We start from the raw sequence: 15,140 nt of genomic DNA, 5'->3' as shown, positions 1-15,140 counted from the left end.
AGGCTCGAGGCCGAGGTGGCCTACCTAAAAAAATTACGCGCCCTGGTCGAGAGGGACGGGCTCTGACCAGGGCGAAGGCCGAAGCGGTCGCGGCCCTGCGCGCCGAGGGGCACGCGCTCGGGCACCTGCTCGCATGCGCCGAGCTCAAGCGGTCGACCTACTACTACGCCCTCGCGCACCCGCCGAGGCCCACGCGCGCCGAGCTCTGGGAGGCGGCCGCCGAGATCTTCTCGCGCACCGCCAACGGCTGCGGGCACCGGCAGATAGCGATGTGCCTCAGGGCGGAAGAGGGGGCCGTGATAGCCGACAAGACCGTGCTCAAGATGATGCGCGAGATGGGGATTCGCTGCGGCATCAGACGCGAGACGGCCTACCACAGGTACAACTCGTACAAGGGCGTCGTCGGCAGGACGTTCGAGAACGTGATCGCGAGGGATTTCGACGCCGGGGCCCCGTGGCGGAAGCTGGGGACGGACGTCACCGAGTTCAAGGTGGCTGGCGGTAAGGCCTACTGGGCCCCGACGCTGGACTTCTGCACCAAGGAGATCGTGGCGAGCGACATATCGACCACGCCCGACATGGCCCAGCAGGCGAGGATGCTCGACGAGCTGCTGTCCAAGATCCCCGAGGGCGCCGCCCCGACCATGCACTCGGACCGGGGCTGGCAGTACCAGCACGCCTCATACACATCCAGGCTCGAGGCCGCCGGTATCGTCCAGAGCATGTCCAGGAAGGCGAACTGCATCGACAATGCCGCCACCGAGCAGCTCTTCGGCCACGTCAAGGACGAGTTCTACAGGGGCCGCGAGTGGAAGACGTTCGAGGATTTCAAACGCGACCTGGAGGAATACATAGTCCACTGGAACACGAGCCGGAGGCAGGTAAGATTGAAGGGCCTGACCCCGGAGGAGTACCGGAATCAGGCCCTCGCGGCCTAGTCGCTATTTAGGGCGTCCAAGATTTGGGGCGCAGTTCAGGGCAGCGGGCTCAAACACTACTCGTATCCTACCCTAAAGATGCCTATGACCAGCGCTTATAGTTGGCGCACGACACGCCGACGGCCTCGAGTGCCTTGGCGGCGATGTGATGCACCGCCTCATCGAGCGTGGCGGGGCCGTTGTAAAACGTGAGCATGGGCGGCATGAGCATGACACCCGGCACGCGCGCCAGGCGTGCCATGTTGTCGACATGGATCGCACTGAAGGGCGTCTCGCGCACCATAAGCACCAGGCGGCGCTGCTCTTTCATCTGCACATCGGCCGCACGCAGCAACAGGTTTTCGCTGTAGCCGCTCGCGATGCCGGCGAGCGTCTTCATGGAGCAGGGAGCCACGATCATGCCGTCGACCGGATAGGTGCCGCTTGCGATGGCAGCGCCAATGTTCTTGTTGTCGTAGACCACATCGGCATAGCACGCAAACTCGTCGAGCGTCATGCCGAGCTCCTGCTCGATGGTGATCTCTCCCCCGCGCGTGACGACAAGCGCCGACTCAGCGCCGGCCTGGCGCAGGCATTTGAGGCATTCAAGGCCCAGTGCCGCACCGCTGGCGCCAGACACGCCAACGACAATGCGACGGGGACGAACAGAAGACTCAGGCATGACAACTCCTTAACTACTTGGTAGGGCTACTTACTAGAAGGCGAGCTCGGCGGCCCACTTGTCCTTGTCGATCTCCATGAACTGCGAGCGGATGAAGTTCTTCTTGAGGTTAAACGGAACCGTGCAGTCGAAGATGGCCTTGCAGGCGATACCGTGCTCGCGGATCGAAGGATCGAACGCGGGGTCGTTGGACGGATCGAGCACGTGGCAGTGGCAACCGGGGATGGTGATGAGGTCCACGTCGGCCTGGAAGCGCGTGGTCATGGCCCACATCACGTCGCTCATATCGAAGATGTCGACATCCTCGTCGACAAGGATGACGTGCTTGAGCTCGGAGAACGCCGAGAAGGCGAGCATGGCGGCGTTGCGCTGACGGCCCTCGTCATTTTTGCTCGACTTCTTGAACTGCATGATGGCAACGAACTTGCCGCCACCGCAGGGAGCGGCGTGAACGTTGAGCAGGCGGCCCGGGATAGCGGTCTCGACCATCTTGTAGATGGAGGCCTCGGTGGGGATACCGGCCATGGACACGTGCTCGTGCGAAGGGCCGATGCAGCTCTCCATAATGGGGTTGACGCGCGTGGTGACGGCGGTGATCTTGATCACCGGGCAGACCTTGGCGCCACCGGTGTAGCCGGGGAACTCGGGCATGGCGTAGCCGTGGCCGTTGACATCCTCGTTGATGGTCTCGTCGTGCATGAGGTAGCCCTCGAGCACGTACTCGGCATTGGCAATGCACTTCTGCGGAACGGTGACGCAGTCGGCAAGCTCGACGGCGCGGCCGCGCAGGGCGCCGGCGATCTGCAGCTCGTTGAAGCCGAGCGGCGTGGTGGGAGCCTCGAAGCCGCAGCACATGTACACGGCGGGGTCCAGGCCGATGGAGATGGAGATGGGCATATCCTCGCCGCGCTGGCAGTACTCGTCAAAGAACGCACCCAGGTGACGGCTGCCCGGGGTGATCCACATGGCGAGCTTGTCCTTGTCGACGCAGGAGAAGCGGTGGATGGTTACGTCGGACTGGGTGCCATCGGGGCTCGTGCCATAGGCGAGGCCCATGGTGATGTAGGGGCCGCCGTCAACGGGCGTGTTGGTGGGAGCGGGAACGATCTTGCGCAGGTCAAAGCCCTCGTCGGTCGCCTTGTACACGACCTCCTGGCAGTCGACGTGCTTGCCCTCGGCGATCTGCTCGGGGGCGATCAGGTTCTCGAAGCGCTTGCCGATCTCGAGGCCCAGGTGCTCCTCGTCCAGGTCGAGCAGGGCGGCAACGCGCTTGCGGCTGGCAAGCATACCGATGCAGACCTTGGCGTCGTCAAAGCCCTTGACGTTGTTGAAGACCATCGCCGGACCCTCTTTGGTCGGGCGCATGACGGTGCCGCCAGCACCGACGTGACGGTAGACGCCCGAGACCTCGGCATCGGGATCGACCTGGGTGTCGGTCTCGAGCAGCTGGCCCGGCATCTCACGCAAAAAGTCGAGCGCGGAACGCAGGTCGTGGATCTGGGAAGCATCGGTAGTGGACATGGCGTACTCCTTTCGGGAGAGTGTCCGGCGACGGGGTGCCGCCGGACGGGGTAACGTAATGGGGCCGCGGCGCTCACAAATGGAGCGCTCGACCACTCGAAGTTCAAGCGCTTGGCTGCTTACAGCCGGGGCGCTCGACCGCTTACATCAGGCCAAAGAGGTGGAACCAGGCGGCCTCGACCAGCACGACGACAAAGACGACCGCGGTGAGGGGGATGCCCATGCGCATAGCCTCTTTGGAGGTGTAGCCGCCGGCGTCCTTGCCTTCGCCGATAAGGATCGGCAGGTTATGGAACGGCAGGATGTAGTGGATGTTGATGGACGTGAAGACGATGAGCGCCACGGCGAGTGGGCTCACGCTGGAGCCGGCGGCAAAGCTGATAAATGCCGGCACGCACACGCCGAGCACGGCCATGACCGAGCCCATGAACATGTGGATGATCATGGAAAGCGCGGCGACGAGCAGGGCGAACAGGAAGATGTTCTCAGGCACGGAGCTGGGGAGCACGACGTCGGCGATCCAGGCGTTCATGCCGGTGGCACCGCCCACGGAGCCCACGGCCATGGCGGCCGTCAGGAACATGAGGGACTTGATGTCGACAGCGTTCCAGCTGGCGGGAGTGAGGACTTCGCCGATGATGGGCATGGCGAGAGCAACGCCAATGGCCAGGGTGACCCAGCCGATATAGTCGCCCGAGACGGTGAGCCACAGCGCGATGGCGATGACAAGCCACACGATGGTGCGGATCTCCTTGACGGAGAGCTTGCCGAGCGCGGCCTGCTTGGCCACGATCTGCTCGCGATCGTAGACGAGCTCCTTGCTGGGCTTAAAGAGGAAAAGGCCCAGGAACAGGGTGCACAGCAGCGCAACCAGCATAGGCACGCTCATGTACAGGAACCAGTCGACGAAGGACGGGCTCATGCCGCCGGCCTCGGCACTGTACTGCGCAACGAGCGGGTTAAGCGTGGAGTCGCCCGTCAGGAAGAACATGGAACCCGGGGCGGCAGCGGCAAACACGAGGAAGCCGAGCTTGCCCTTGTCGTCGTCACCGTAGCCGGCGGACTCGGCGATGACCGAGACGACGGCGAGGATGAGGAAGGCGCGGGGGAACGGATGCGGGATCAGCAGCGACAGCACAAAGGTGAGCGCGAAGATCGAGATGATGAGCGACTTGGCGTCGCGCACGAACTTGAGCATGAACGCGTAGGCGATGCGCTCGCCCAGGCCCGACTCCTTGACCGCGCTGGCGATGAGGTAGGCGCCGATGACGAGCCACATGGTGGCCTTGGTCCACGAGCTAAACGTGGAGGCGACCGTCGCCGAGATGCTCGCGGCGCCCGTGTCGTCCACGCACACCTTGAACAGGACGAGCAGTGCGCAGTAGAGCAGGCCCACAAAGCCCGGCTGTGCCACGCCGCATGCCCAGAACACCACCGTGGCGAGCGTCAGTGCCAGACAGGTCTGACCGCCGACCGTGAGCTCGACCGTCGAGCTCAGCTCCGCCAAAGGAAGAAACTTCACCAGCAAAAAGACAACGATACCCAGCACAAAGCCAATTTCGCGCTTGGTGATCTTAAACGCCTTCTTTTCCGCTTCCATCTCCCCACCTTTCTTGTTGGGGGCGCTCCGAATTCGCAGCCATGTTGCCGCTTAAAAAGGGGCGCCCGTTATCGGACACCCCTTACGTTGCGCTGTGTTGCGGCAATACAGTCAAGCGGATTTTTTGGATGAGAAGCGATTCCCTAGACAAAAACCGTCACAACATTCGACGCTTTTCCTCGTTTTCGAGATTTTCGCCGAATGTTGTGACGGTTTGGATGTGGCAAAGGGACTGTCTTTTTTACATAGCGAGGGCCGTGCGGATGAATGGGTCGCCGAGGGCCTCGCGGAGCCAGGGGGCCAGCTGCTCGGGGTGACCCTGCAGGTAGCCTTTGAGCTCGGACGGAGCCACGCGACGCACTTCCGAGATCTCCTCTTGGTTGATATGCAGCTCGCCCGGCTCAACATGGGCAAGGTAGACCTCGCACCATTCGCACTCGCAGCGACCGTCGCCGTGGTCCTCGCGGTACACCACGTGTCCGAGGTGCTTGAGCTGATCGGGCTCGCGCGTAATGCCGAGCTCTTCGTTGATGCGGCGCGCCGTGGCGGCCGCGACGTCTTCCCCGGGGAGCGGATGGCCGGCGCAGCTATCGGCCAGCACCCCGCCCCACAGGCGCTTGAGCGGACTGCGGCGACAGAGCAGCAGGCGCGCGTCTTCGCCCCGGCCCTCGACCAAAAGCGTCAGAAATGCCTGATGCAGGATGCCCTCACCAGCATGGGCCTCGATGCGGTCGACGGGGCCAAGCGCCTCGCCGGTCGCAGCATCGACCGCCACGACCTCGGCGCCCGCACCGCCCTCATCCCAGCCGGCGCGCAGAATGCGGGCTGCGGCTTCCTCGAGCGCGGCGATGAGCTCCTTGGTGGTGTCGAGCACGCGCTGCAGGTCGTCACCGCTCGCTTGTTCAACATGAAAACCCGTGCTTGCAACTACCGGCACGCCAAAGCGCGTGGCCAGCGCCGCCGCGATATCGTGCGCCGGGATCTCGTCTCGATGGCACGGAACGGCCAGGATGCTCACCGTTGCCGTACGGCCGGGCTCGGGGCGCGGAATGGCCTGCGCCGTGGCGCCCAGGTGCGCAAACTCCGGCGAGCAGGCGTACACCGCCATGCCTCGCGGCGTCACCGTCAGCTGGGCCTCGAGCGCAAACTTGCCCTCGCCCACTGCAACCTTTGTCGTGTGCATACCCATGGGATCTCCTGCCGCCCGCGATGTACCTGAGACCATCTTCGCCTGTATTGCGACTATACAGGCAAGCCCTCCATGTGACAAAGGGACTGCCCCTTTGTCACATTCTGTTAGAGTTGCAGGAAGTGAATCCCGCTTATTCATGCGACATTGGAGTGACAACCTTGACCGCCGCAACCACGCCTAAAAGTAAGCCAACCGCCGCCGCGCTCTCCCCCGCGCGCACCAAGCTCTGCCTGGCGCTGCTCGTGCTGTTGGGATTCTCGCTCGGCTGCTCCGAGTTCGTGGTCATCGGCATCGAAAGCGACTTGGCAACGGAACTCGGCATATCACTTGCCACTGCGGGCCAGCTCATCAGCGTGTTTGCGCTCGTCTACGCTATCGCGACGCCGGTGCTCGCGCTCAGCACGGGGCGATTCCGCCGCTACCAGCTGCTCGTGTGCTATAGCGTCGTCTTTGTGCTCGGCAACCTGGTCATGGCGTTGGCTCCCAACTTCCAGGTGCTGTTTATCTCACGCATTGTCCTGGGCTCTGTCTCGGGTGCGCTGCTCGCCGTGGGCGTGACGTACATCCCTGAGCTGCTATCCCCGCAGCAAACCTCACTTGCCATCTCGGTCGTGTACGGCGCGTTTTCCGTGGCGATGGTCTTTGTGACCTCGATTGGCAAGTTTGTGGCCGACACACTCGATTGGCACGTGGCCATGTACGGCACGCTGACCTTTGCCGTTTTGATCTGTAGCGCGCTCGTGGCGTTTATGCCTCGCGCCGGGCAGACCGATGAGCCCGCCACCTTCCGCGAGCAGGCGGGGCTACTACGCGAGCCGAGTATCATCACCGGCATGCTCATCTTCTTGTTTGGCGTGGGCTCGGTCTACGTATTCTACGGCTACGTGACGCCTTATCTGGAGCAGGTGCTGGGCATGGATACCGTTCAGGCGAGCACCACACTTATGGCCTATGGCGTGTTCTGCCTGATCTCGAACATCCTGGGCGGATGGATCGATGCGCGTTTTGGCATGAAGGCGCTGCTGGTTACGTTTGTGCTGCAGGCGGCGGCACTGCTCGGGCTGTTTGCCGTGGGCGCCGCCATGCCGCTCGCGCTGGTCTTTGTCTTTAGCCTGGCGATGCTCATGTACCTGTTCTCGGTGTCGTGCATCACGCACTTTATGGACGTGGCACGCAGCCGCCATCCCAAGTCGATGGTACTCGCAAGTTCGGTTGAGCCCATGGCGTTTAACGTCGGCATCTCGTTTGGCACCGCAGTGGGCGGCGCCGTGGTAAGCGGAGTTGGCATTGCATATGTAGGCGCGGTCGGTGCCGTGTTCTCGCTTGTGGCCTGGGCGCTCACGCTGGTGACGATTAAGTTGGCTCGCTGGGAGCGCCGTCGTCAATCAGCACAGCCCCGGATGCAGGCATAGGGGCGAACATAGCCCAAGGTGGCGAGCAACCGGTGAAAACCGTCCCATACGAGTAGTGTTTATCCGCCTGCAAGCTCCAGCAGTGCAATTTCGTGTACTTCAGATACACACTTTTCCACTATTTCGTGTATTCCAAGTACATGAAATCGTACTAAACTATGTATCTGAAGTACACGAAATTGGAAAGGCGGCCCCATGCGCAGATCAATCGAATCCGTTATCGAATCATGGGCGACAAAGGACGCGTCGCGCCCCATCCTCATCCGTGGTGCGCGACGCGTAGGCAAAACGTACGTTGCCGAGGAAATCGGCAGACGAATCGCCGGCGATGCGTTTGTCAAACTCGACTTTCAGACCGATCTTGAGCTGATCGCTCCGCTGTTCGACTGTCCCACCGACGACGTTGACGCCATCGTGGCGCGAATCTCAGACTATAAACGCACCCCCATTCGCAAAGAAACCGCCTTCATCCTGTTTGACGAGGTGCAGCTCTGCGAACGGGCGCTCAACTCGCTTCGCTTTTTTTCGGGTTCGGGCTGGCGCATATGCGCGACCGGCAGTCAGCTCGGCGTCGCCACGCGCAAGCGCAAGTTGCCTTTTCCCAGCGGCGTTCGTCAAGAGACCATGCATCCTATGTCGTTCGAGGAGTTTCTCTGGGCGCTCGACGAGGAGCAGATGGCCAATGCCATTCGTACCCACGCCGGCACGCTCGAGACCTACGCCGCGCACCAAGCCGCGCTCAGCCTGTTTCATCGATACCAGATCGTGGGCGGCATGCCCGCCGCCGTCAACGCATATCGCAAGACGTTATCCATCGAGGATGCGCGCGTCGAGCAGCGCGAAATCGACGAGACCTATACCGCCGATATGACCGACCCCGAAAACGGGATCAGCGGCGTGGCGGCGCGCAAGGTCTGGCGCTCCATTCCGTCCCAGCTGCTGAGATCGTCCACAAAAAAATTCAAGTACTCCGAGGTCGAACGCGGAGGCCGTCGCGCCAAGCTTATCGAGCCGCTCGACTGGCTCGAAGGCGCCGGCATCATATCGGTCAACAACCTGACCGAAGGCATCGAGCCTCCCCTCGTTCCCTTCGACGACGAAGATGGAAGTTTCTTTAAGGTCTATCTTCTCGATACCGGCCTCATGTTCTACAAACTCGGCATCAACCCGCGGCTCTGGCTCGACCTCAAAGAGGATTCCGCCATAGCGCTATCTTCCGACTTCCGAGGCGCCCTGGCGGAAAACTCGGTCATGCAAGCATTTTCGGGCAATAGCTTGCAGACGTATTACTGGGTGCCGCCGTCGTCTTGGAAGACGACCGGCGAGCTCGATTTTTTACTTCAGACCGACCGTATGGAAATTGTGCCCGTCGAAGTAAAGTCCGCACGTAACGTGCGCGCGAGAACCCTCGGGTCGTTTATGGACAAAGCCCGATCGCCATATGCCTACATTTTGTCCGAGAACAATTTTTCCCGCAGCGAAACCGATGACGGGCGCGAGCTGCGCCACCTCCCCTTGTACGCAGCGGGCTTTATTGGAGCAAACTGCCTCAAGAGCAGTCTGTAAGCCCTGCGCGACCGCCTAGAAAGGAAGCCGCTCATGCAACGCATTCTTTTTATCTGCTATGGAAATATCTGTCGCTCGACGATGGCTGAGTCCGTGTTTACCGAGCTGGTGCGGCGCGCCGGGCGCGCGGGCGAGTTTGTCATTGACTCCGCTGCGACCTCAACTGAGGAGATCGGCAACCCGCCGCATCATGGCACGGTCGCCAAGCTGCGCGAAGTCGGGATTCCCGTCGTTGCGCACCGTGCCCGCCAGGTGCGTCGCGCGGAGTATGGCGACTGGGATCACATTCTCTATATGGATGCTGAGAACGCGCGGGGCCTGCGTCGCATCTTTGGCGACGCAGGCCCCGACGGAAAGATTACGCGCTTGCTCGATTGGACCGAGTGTCCCGGCGACGTGGCCGACCCCTGGTACACCGGCAATTTCGATGCCACCTACCGCGATGTGCTCGCCGGTTGCACCGCTATGCTCGAGCAGCTGTAGGTTCGTGGGCGCACGAACCGCGCCCACGGCATAAATCGAGCGTAGATTTTCTCCCACTTTGAGCGTTCAAGTGCGCTCTATACGGGAGAAAATCCACACTCATGAATGTGACAAAGGGACTGGCCCTAGACCGGCTTGACCTCCAGCTTAATCCCCTTGGCACAGGAGTCGCCCAAAACATCCGAAAGGGCCCAGGTCGCATATAGAGGCAAATAGAGAACCGCTCCGTTGCGCTCAACGTTGCCTCTCGAGAAAACAATCCCGAGCCTTACGCCATATTCAGCCGTATCAAGCACATGACCGAGCGCAGCGTGCGCGTGGTAATAGGAGCCCGATTTAACCTCGATCGGAACAGCCGTCCCATCCGGTCCATCGACCGCAAAGTCCACTTCACCGCGCTTTTTTGTCTGATAGTAGTAAAGCTGGCGATTTTGGGCAGCCAGCTGCTGGGCCACCACGTTTTCGTAAATGCCGCCCAGATTGGGCTCCTTGCTATCAAGATACGCCGCTTGGGCGACTCCAACGGGGTAGCGCGCCATCAACATGCCCGTATCCGATTGATATAGCTTGAACTGCGATGGCCGCGCCGTCTTGAGCAGGGGCGATTTTGGCTCGGTTACGATATCGGCTTTGAGAGCAACGCCGGCATCGACAAGCCATACAAAATCTCGCTGATACTTCTCGTAGTAAGCCTTGGGGTCAATGGAATTGAGCACGAAGCGCTTGTTTTCGCCCTCGAGCATAATAGGGAGCTGATCGTAGATGCTCTGCACCTGCAGGGCTCGCCCGTTTGCATACTTGGAGATATCCCGCCGGTACTGTTCGTTGAGCTCTGACTGTAGCCGACGAACAGAGGCAAGGTCGCCCTGCGTGTCAAGGAAACGCTGCACAACCTCCGGCATTCCGCCGACAACGGTATAGGTCCTGAAGTTTGCCATCATCGCGTCATGAATGTAATCAGGAATGGGCCTCTCGCTGATACACGCGTCACGTATCGTTTGACGAGCCCCCTCGCTCACCCCGATTGCCCAGCAAAACTCCTCAAAATCGAGCGGGAACATCCTAAGCTCGTGGACATACCCCACGGGATAGGACCTGACGCCCTTGAGCTGGGTCCCGAGCATTGACCCCGAAAACGCCCAACGGCACCTCCCGTCCTCAACAAGGAACTTTGCCATCGTCATGATGTCGGGGGCCTCTTGGACCTCATCGATAAACACGAGCGTTTTGCCTGGTGCAATCGACTTTCCCGAAAGAAGCGTCACCCTGCTGATGAAATCATCGGCATCCCGCGCCTCGAGAAGAGCATCTTTTGCCTGGCGATTTTCCATGAGGTTAAGCTCGATGTAGGTTGCATGGTTGGCTTTGCCAAATGCGCGAATCGAATAGCTTTTGCCAATCTGGCGAGAACCCGTAATGAACAAGGCCTTTTGCTCGGAAGACTTCAGCCAACGCTCCAGCTCTGCCGCTATTTTCCTGCGCAGCATAGGCTCTCCCCTCAGTGTCATCAAATGAAATGCAAAGTTTTATACGCTTGATTATCGATGAGACGCAGAATTTTTAGAATCTAAAATCAAATGAAATGCAGAGATTTGAGATTATAAGCAAAAGAAGGGGCACCACCGGCGAATGTGGCAAAGGGGCTGTCCCTTTGCCACATTGCGCTCGACTACTCGTCAACGATCTCGGCAAGCCAGACGTTCAGCGTATCGACCTCGGGGCAGCAGAACTTTGCCGTACCGGGCTCGTTGCCAGGCACGGTTCCGCCATAGCGCAGGATATCGATATAGGGAAAGCCCACATGGCAGGCCATGGCGCACATCTTGCCGCGGTCTCGGTCGAAGTCGAAGACGTCTCCCGGCTTGTGCCCGTGGTGACAACGGCACGCACCCAGCTGGTCCACGCAGCTCACGCGGATGCACGGACGCTTGCCCCGCGGCGCGCCGAGCGGCTTGTTCTCGCCCACAGGCTTGGCGCCGCCCTCGCCAGCATTACTCATGGTCGATCACATCCAGGCAGGCCTCGATGGGAAGGCCAGCTGACTTGTCCTCTTGGTCGGCATTGCGCTCGATAAGCTCAGCCACCACGCGCATGGCATCGGACGTCGCGCGCTGCAGACTCCAACCTGCCATAACGCGGCCGACGAGCACCGCCGAGAACGTGTCGCCCGTGCCCGGGAAATAGACCGGGATCAGGTCGAAGGGAATCGTGAAGTACTCCCCCGCCACATGGTCGTAACCGATGACGACATTCGCACCGTCGACCACAGCGCTCGTAATGACCACCGACTTGGCACCCAGGACACGCACGGCGTCCACAAGGGCGCGGGCCTCATCGGGCGTAATTTGCTCGGCAATAGGCCTATCGGCAAGCAGGCACGCCTCGGTATAGTTGGGCACCGCGTAGTCTGCGCACTCCAGCAGGTGCCGCATAAGGCCAATCGTGGACTCGGGCACACCCGCATAGAGCTTGCCGTTGTCGCCCATGATGGGGTCGACGAACACCTTGGTGCCCTTTTGCGCGCGGCGGTGGCAAAAGTCCGAGATAATGCGCGTCTCTTCCTCGGTCACGATAAAGCCGGTCGAGATGGCATCGAACTCAAAGCCGAGCTCCTCCCAGATGGCGAGGCTCTGGCGGACATACTCCGTGGTGTCGTGGATGTAGAACTTGGGGTAGTTGAGCGTATCGGAAACGAGGGCCGTCGGCAGGTTGTGAATGCGATAGCCCATGTGCGACAGCACCGGCAGCATGGCGGAAAGCGCGACCTTGCCGTAACCGCACATATCGTTGATCAGCAGCAGCTGAGTATTCTTCATGAGTGTCCCCCTTGGTTCGGGCGCGGCGCAGCAGCGCCACAGTGCGACTAAGTGTAGCGCAGGGAGCACGGCAGGCGGGCGCTGGCGCCGTGGAGGGCAAATTGTTGCGGAAAGGTTTCGGAAAATGATCCCTTTTCCTCCGTCCCCAAGGGATCACATGCACCGAAGCGGACCGTGGCGGAATCACAGATTGCTGCTTAGGAACGCTTGCAGCGTCGAGCGGTTACGGCGTTTGGCAAAACTCCGTAACTTAATAAGTTTGGTACCTTGACATTGATTTCTTATGCTCCTAGATTAGTTAGGCACAAAACAATTCCACTACCTAACTAAAGAAAGGAGCGAAGCTTAGATATGTGTGTTGAACCACTCGTCCTTCCACATGAGCCCGGCGGTGACCCGTCGCAACCGGTAGACATACCCGAAGCGGTCAGCGCCGAAGACAAACTCGCCAAGCGCATCCTGAGCGGCCTGGGTTTTTGCGGCCATTACATGCATTTTCATGGCGGAGGCGTGTCCGGCAAGGCGCCCATCATCTGCCTGCTGGCCAAGCAGCCCGGCGGCGAGATGTCTCAGCAGGAACTCGGCATGCACTTTGACCTCAAACCGGGGTCGCTTTCCGAGATCCTGTCCAAGCTCGAGGTCAACGGCCTCATCGAGCGCAGCCGTAACCCCAAGGATCGACGGCAACTCACCATTCGCCTGACCGAAACCGGCCGGGAAAACGCCCGCATCGACCAGGCGGCCCGCATCCGCTTTAGAGAACGGGCCTTTAGTGCCCTCACTCACGACGAGCGCGAGCAGCTCGCCGAAATGCTCGAGAAAATCCGTGTAACCTGGGAGGAACTGGATGATTAAAACCCTCATGGGCAGCATCCGCGACTATATGAAAGTCGCTGTTGCCACGCCATTGCTCGTGCTTGGCGAGGTGCTCTGCGAGGTGCTGATTCCATTTATCACCGCCAACCTGATCGACGCCATCAAAGACGGTGCCACCGTAGCCGAGATGCTTCCCACCGCAGGCTTTTTGGCACTCATCGCGCTGACGTCGCTTGCTTTTGGCGCCGCGGCCGGCGTCACCTGCAGCCATGCGAGCTGCGGCTTCGCCAAGAACCTGCGTCACGACCTGTTCTACAAGATCCAGACGTTCAGCTTTGCCAACATCGATGAGTTCTCGAGCTCCTCGCTCGTCACGCGTCTGACCACTGACATCAACAACGTTCAGCAGGCCTTTATGATGATCATCCGTATCGCCGTGCGCGCGCCGCTGGTCTTGATCTTCGCCTTTACCATGGCATTTATCATGGGCGGCAGCGTCGCCATGGTCTACCTGGTCATCATTCCGCTGCTGGGCTTTGGACTGTTCTTTATCATCTTTAAGGTACGCCCCATCTTCTCGCGCGTGTTCCACAAGTACGACGCCCTTAACGAGTCCGTCGAGGAAAACGTCACCGGCATGCGCGTGGTCAAGAGCTACGTGCGCGAAGACTTTGAGAAGGAGAAGTTCGCCACCGCCGCGCGCGACGTCCAGATGGACTTCACCCGCGCCGAGAAGCTGCTCGCCTTTAACAACCCCATGATGAACATCTGCGTCAACGGCGCATTTGTCGTCATCATCTACCTGGGATCCAAGCTCATCATCACGAGCCAGGGCACGCTGTTCGACGTGGGCCAGCTCTCCTCGATCTTTACCTATGGCTTCGCGATCCTCATGAGCCTGATGCAGCTGTCGATGATCTTTGTCATGGTGACCATGGCCGACGAATCGGCGCACCGCATTACCGAGGTGCTGGCCGCCGAGCCCACGATCGCCGATCCCGCCGAGCCCGTGCTCGAGGTTGCCGACGGTTCCATCGACTTTGACCACGTGAGCTTTAAGTATTCCGCGCATGCGAAGCGCCAGGCGCTCGACGATATCGACCTGCACATTAAGAGCGGCGAGACCATCGGTATCATCGGCGGTACCGGCTCGGCCAAGTCCACGCTTGTAAACCTCATCGCCCGTCTGTACGACGCCACCGAAGGCACCGTGCGCGTGGGCGGCGTGGATGTACGTGGCTACGACCTGGACGCCCTGCGCCACCAAGTGGCCATGGTGCTGCAGAAAAACGTGCTGTTTAGCGGCACCATCGCCGAGAACCTGCGCTGGGGCGACCCGAACGCCACCGACGAGGAAGTCCGCGAGGCGGCACATCTGGCCTGCGCCGATGAGTTTGTCGACGGCTTCCCCAAGGGCTACGACACCTGGATCGAGCAGGGCGGCTCCAATGTCTCCGGCGGCCAGAAGCAGCGCCTGTGCATTGCGCGTGCCCTGCTGCGTCGCCCCAAGATCTTGATCCTGGACGACTCCACCAGCGCCGTCGACACCAAGACCGACGCCAAGATTCGCGCAGGGTTGGCAAGCTATCTGCCCAACACGACCAAGCTCATCATCGCCCAGCGCATCAGCTCCGTGCAGGACGCAGACCGCATCATCGTCATGGAGGGTGGCCGTATCGCGCAGATCGGCAACCATGACGAGCTGCTCAAGACGAGCGAGATCTACCGCGAGACCTTCACCTCGCAGAACAAGATGTCTGCCGAGGGCGAAGAGGCCGTCGAAGCCGACACCGAGGCATCCGCAACACAAGCTCAGACCCAGGAAGGAGGCGAGGCACATGAGTAAGGCAACGACCGCCGAGCGCGCGCTCAACCGCAAGGGTGGCACCATGTCGCGCCTCATCAAGACGCTCTTTGGCTTCTACCCCGTGCTTTTGCCCCTCGTCGTCGTCGGCGTGGTGCTCTGCGCCATCATCAACTCCATCGGCGCGACCTTCCTTCAGAGCGCCCTGCAGATTATTAGCGAATCGTGGCAGTCGGGCGATTGGGAAGCTGCACAGCCCAAGATCGCACAGCTCGTGACCACCCTCGCCTGCATCTACGGCGTCGGCATCCTGTCTTCGCTCTTCTGGAAC

At 60.6% G+C, this 15,140-nt stretch carries 14 protein-coding genes and 1 pseudogene; 7 read left to right on the top strand and 8 right to left on the bottom strand.

The features are described 5' to 3' along the window. Positions 1-938, top strand: a 938-nt coding sequence (locus tag AB5758_RS07080) for an IS3 family transposase (RefSeq protein WP_368155459.1), incomplete at its 5' end; no start/stop codon positions are given. A gap of 82 nt (positions 939-1,020) precedes the next feature. On the opposite strand, the gene AB5758_RS07075 is transcribed toward AB5758_RS07080, so the two are convergent. The 4 genes from AB5758_RS07075 to AB5758_RS07060 all read right to left on the bottom strand — a co-directional run bounded on the left by AB5758_RS07075 (position 1,021) and on the right by AB5758_RS07060 (position 5,909). Beyond that, positions 1,021-1,599: a UbiX family flavin prenyltransferase gene (locus tag AB5758_RS07075; RefSeq protein ID WP_055286312.1), complete on the bottom strand. Its 579-nt coding sequence runs from the start codon at positions 1,597-1,599 to the stop codon at positions 1,021-1,023. Between the two features lie 33 nt (positions 1,600-1,632). Continuing rightward, on the bottom strand, positions 1,633-3,120 hold the full coding sequence (locus tag AB5758_RS07070; protein ID WP_195445310.1) for a UbiD family decarboxylase: 1,488 nt from the start codon (positions 3,118-3,120) through the stop codon (positions 1,633-1,635). Between the two features lie 142 nt (positions 3,121-3,262). Beyond that, positions 3,263-4,720 (bottom strand): SLC13 family permease, encoded by a 1,458-nt coding sequence (locus AB5758_RS07065; RefSeq protein ID WP_070100742.1) that lies wholly within the window; start codon positions 4,718-4,720, stop codon positions 3,263-3,265. A 241-nt stretch (positions 4,721-4,961) separates the two neighbouring features. Beyond that, on the bottom strand, positions 4,962-5,909 hold the full coding sequence (locus AB5758_RS07060; RefSeq protein WP_055286308.1) for an isopentenyl-diphosphate Delta-isomerase: 948 nt from the start codon (positions 5,907-5,909) through the stop codon (positions 4,962-4,964). A 152-nt stretch (positions 5,910-6,061) separates the two neighbouring features. Here AB5758_RS07060 and AB5758_RS07055 point away from each other — a divergent pair, with 152 nt between their 5' ends. The 3 genes from AB5758_RS07055 (at position 6,062) to AB5758_RS07045 (ending at position 9,373) form a co-directional block, all read left to right on the top strand. Continuing rightward, on the top strand, positions 6,062-7,324 hold the full coding sequence (locus tag AB5758_RS07055; RefSeq protein ID WP_271747481.1) for an MFS transporter: 1,263 nt from the start codon (positions 6,062-6,064) through the stop codon (positions 7,322-7,324). Between the two features lie 195 nt (positions 7,325-7,519). Beyond that, entirely contained in the window at positions 7,520-8,890 is a 1,371-nt protein-coding gene (locus AB5758_RS07050; protein WP_271747482.1) for an ATP-binding protein, read from the top strand. Positions 8,891-8,923: 33 nt separating this feature from the next. Next, positions 8,924-9,373, top strand: coding sequence for a low molecular weight protein-tyrosine-phosphatase (locus AB5758_RS07045; RefSeq protein WP_368141273.1), 450 nt, complete (start codon positions 8,924-8,926; stop codon positions 9,371-9,373). Positions 9,374-9,498: 125 nt separating this feature from the next. Here AB5758_RS07045 and AB5758_RS07040 read toward each other — a convergent pair whose 3' ends face one another. From AB5758_RS07040 to AB5758_RS07025, 4 genes are all read right to left on the bottom strand, one after another. Further along, complete coding sequence (locus AB5758_RS07040) at positions 9,499-10,860, bottom strand: ATP-binding protein (protein ID WP_368141274.1); 1,362 nt, start codon at positions 10,858-10,860, stop codon at positions 9,499-9,501. A gap of 182 nt (positions 10,861-11,042) precedes the next feature. Next, positions 11,043-11,372 carry a TIGR04076 family protein gene (locus AB5758_RS07035; protein WP_368141275.1) on the bottom strand — a complete coding sequence of 110 codons (330 nt, stop codon included), beginning with the start codon at positions 11,370-11,372 and terminating at the stop codon, positions 11,043-11,045. Then, positions 11,365-12,189: a PfkB family carbohydrate kinase gene (locus AB5758_RS07030; RefSeq protein WP_368141276.1), complete on the bottom strand. Its 825-nt coding sequence runs from the start codon at positions 12,187-12,189 to the stop codon at positions 11,365-11,367. The genes AB5758_RS07035 and AB5758_RS07030 overlap by 8 nt, the downstream gene beginning before the upstream one ends. 345 nt (positions 12,190-12,534) lie before the next feature. Further along, entirely contained in the window at positions 12,535-12,675 is a 141-nt protein-coding gene (locus tag AB5758_RS07025) for a hypothetical protein (RefSeq protein WP_368155458.1), read from the bottom strand. Between the two features lie 24 nt (positions 12,676-12,699). On the opposite strand from AB5758_RS07025, the gene AB5758_RS07020 reads away from it, so the two are divergent. From AB5758_RS07020 to AB5758_RS07010, 3 genes and pseudogenes are all read left to right on the top strand, one after another. Beyond that, on the top strand, positions 12,700-13,044 hold the full coding sequence (locus tag AB5758_RS07020; RefSeq protein ID WP_368155456.1) for a MarR family winged helix-turn-helix transcriptional regulator: 345 nt from the start codon (positions 12,700-12,702) through the stop codon (positions 13,042-13,044). Beyond that, positions 13,037-14,851: an ABC transporter ATP-binding protein gene (locus AB5758_RS07015; protein WP_368141277.1), complete on the top strand. Its 1,815-nt coding sequence runs from the start codon at positions 13,037-13,039 to the stop codon at positions 14,849-14,851. Before AB5758_RS07020 ends, AB5758_RS07015 begins: the two co-directional genes overlap by 8 nt. Then, positions 14,844-15,140, top strand: a pseudogene (locus AB5758_RS07010) (ABC transporter ATP-binding protein); the annotation flags it as partial. The gene AB5758_RS07015 and the pseudogene AB5758_RS07010, both read left to right, overlap by 8 nt.

The sequence above is a fragment of the Collinsella aerofaciens genome (genome assembly GCF_040926405.1).
Taxonomy (GTDB): Bacteria; Actinomycetota; Coriobacteriia; order Coriobacteriales; family Coriobacteriaceae; genus Collinsella.
The sequence above is the reverse complement of the archived record's forward strand: the minus strand, read 5'-3'. Positions and strand labels throughout refer to the sequence as shown.

Excerpts from the sequence above, each read along its gene's own strand:
- AB5758_RS07030 (WP_368141276.1), bottom strand. The coding sequence starts at position 12,189 with ATGAAGAATACTCAGCTGCTGCTGATCAACGATATGTGCGGTTACGGC.
- AB5758_RS07045 (WP_368141273.1), top strand. The coding sequence starts at position 8,924 with ATGCAACGCATTCTTTTTATCTGCTATGGAAATATCTGTCGCTCGACG.
- AB5758_RS07060 (WP_055286308.1), bottom strand. The coding sequence starts at position 5,909 with ATGGGTATGCACACGACAAAGGTTGCAGTGGGCGAGGGCAAGTTTGCG.
- AB5758_RS07050 (WP_271747482.1), top strand. The coding sequence starts at position 7,520 with ATGCGCAGATCAATCGAATCCGTTATCGAATCATGGGCGACAAAGGAC.
- AB5758_RS07025 (WP_368155458.1), bottom strand. The coding sequence starts at position 12,675 with ATGGCCGCAAAAACCCAGGCCGCTCAGGATGCGCTTGGCGAGTTTGTC.
- AB5758_RS07035 (WP_368141275.1), bottom strand. The coding sequence starts at position 11,372 with ATGAGTAATGCTGGCGAGGGCGGCGCCAAGCCTGTGGGCGAGAACAAG.
- AB5758_RS07040 (WP_368141274.1), bottom strand. The coding sequence starts at position 10,860 with ATGCTGCGCAGGAAAATAGCGGCAGAGCTGGAGCGTTGGCTGAAGTCT.
- AB5758_RS07015 (WP_368141277.1), top strand. The coding sequence starts at position 13,037 with ATGATTAAAACCCTCATGGGCAGCATCCGCGACTATATGAAAGTCGCT.
- AB5758_RS07070 (WP_195445310.1), bottom strand. The coding sequence starts at position 3,120 with ATGTCCACTACCGATGCTTCCCAGATCCACGACCTGCGTTCCGCGCTC.
- AB5758_RS07065 (WP_070100742.1), bottom strand. The coding sequence starts at position 4,720 with ATGGAAGCGGAAAAGAAGGCGTTTAAGATCACCAAGCGCGAAATTGGC.
- AB5758_RS07075 (WP_055286312.1), bottom strand. The coding sequence starts at position 1,599 with ATGCCTGAGTCTTCTGTTCGTCCCCGTCGCATTGTCGTTGGCGTGTCT.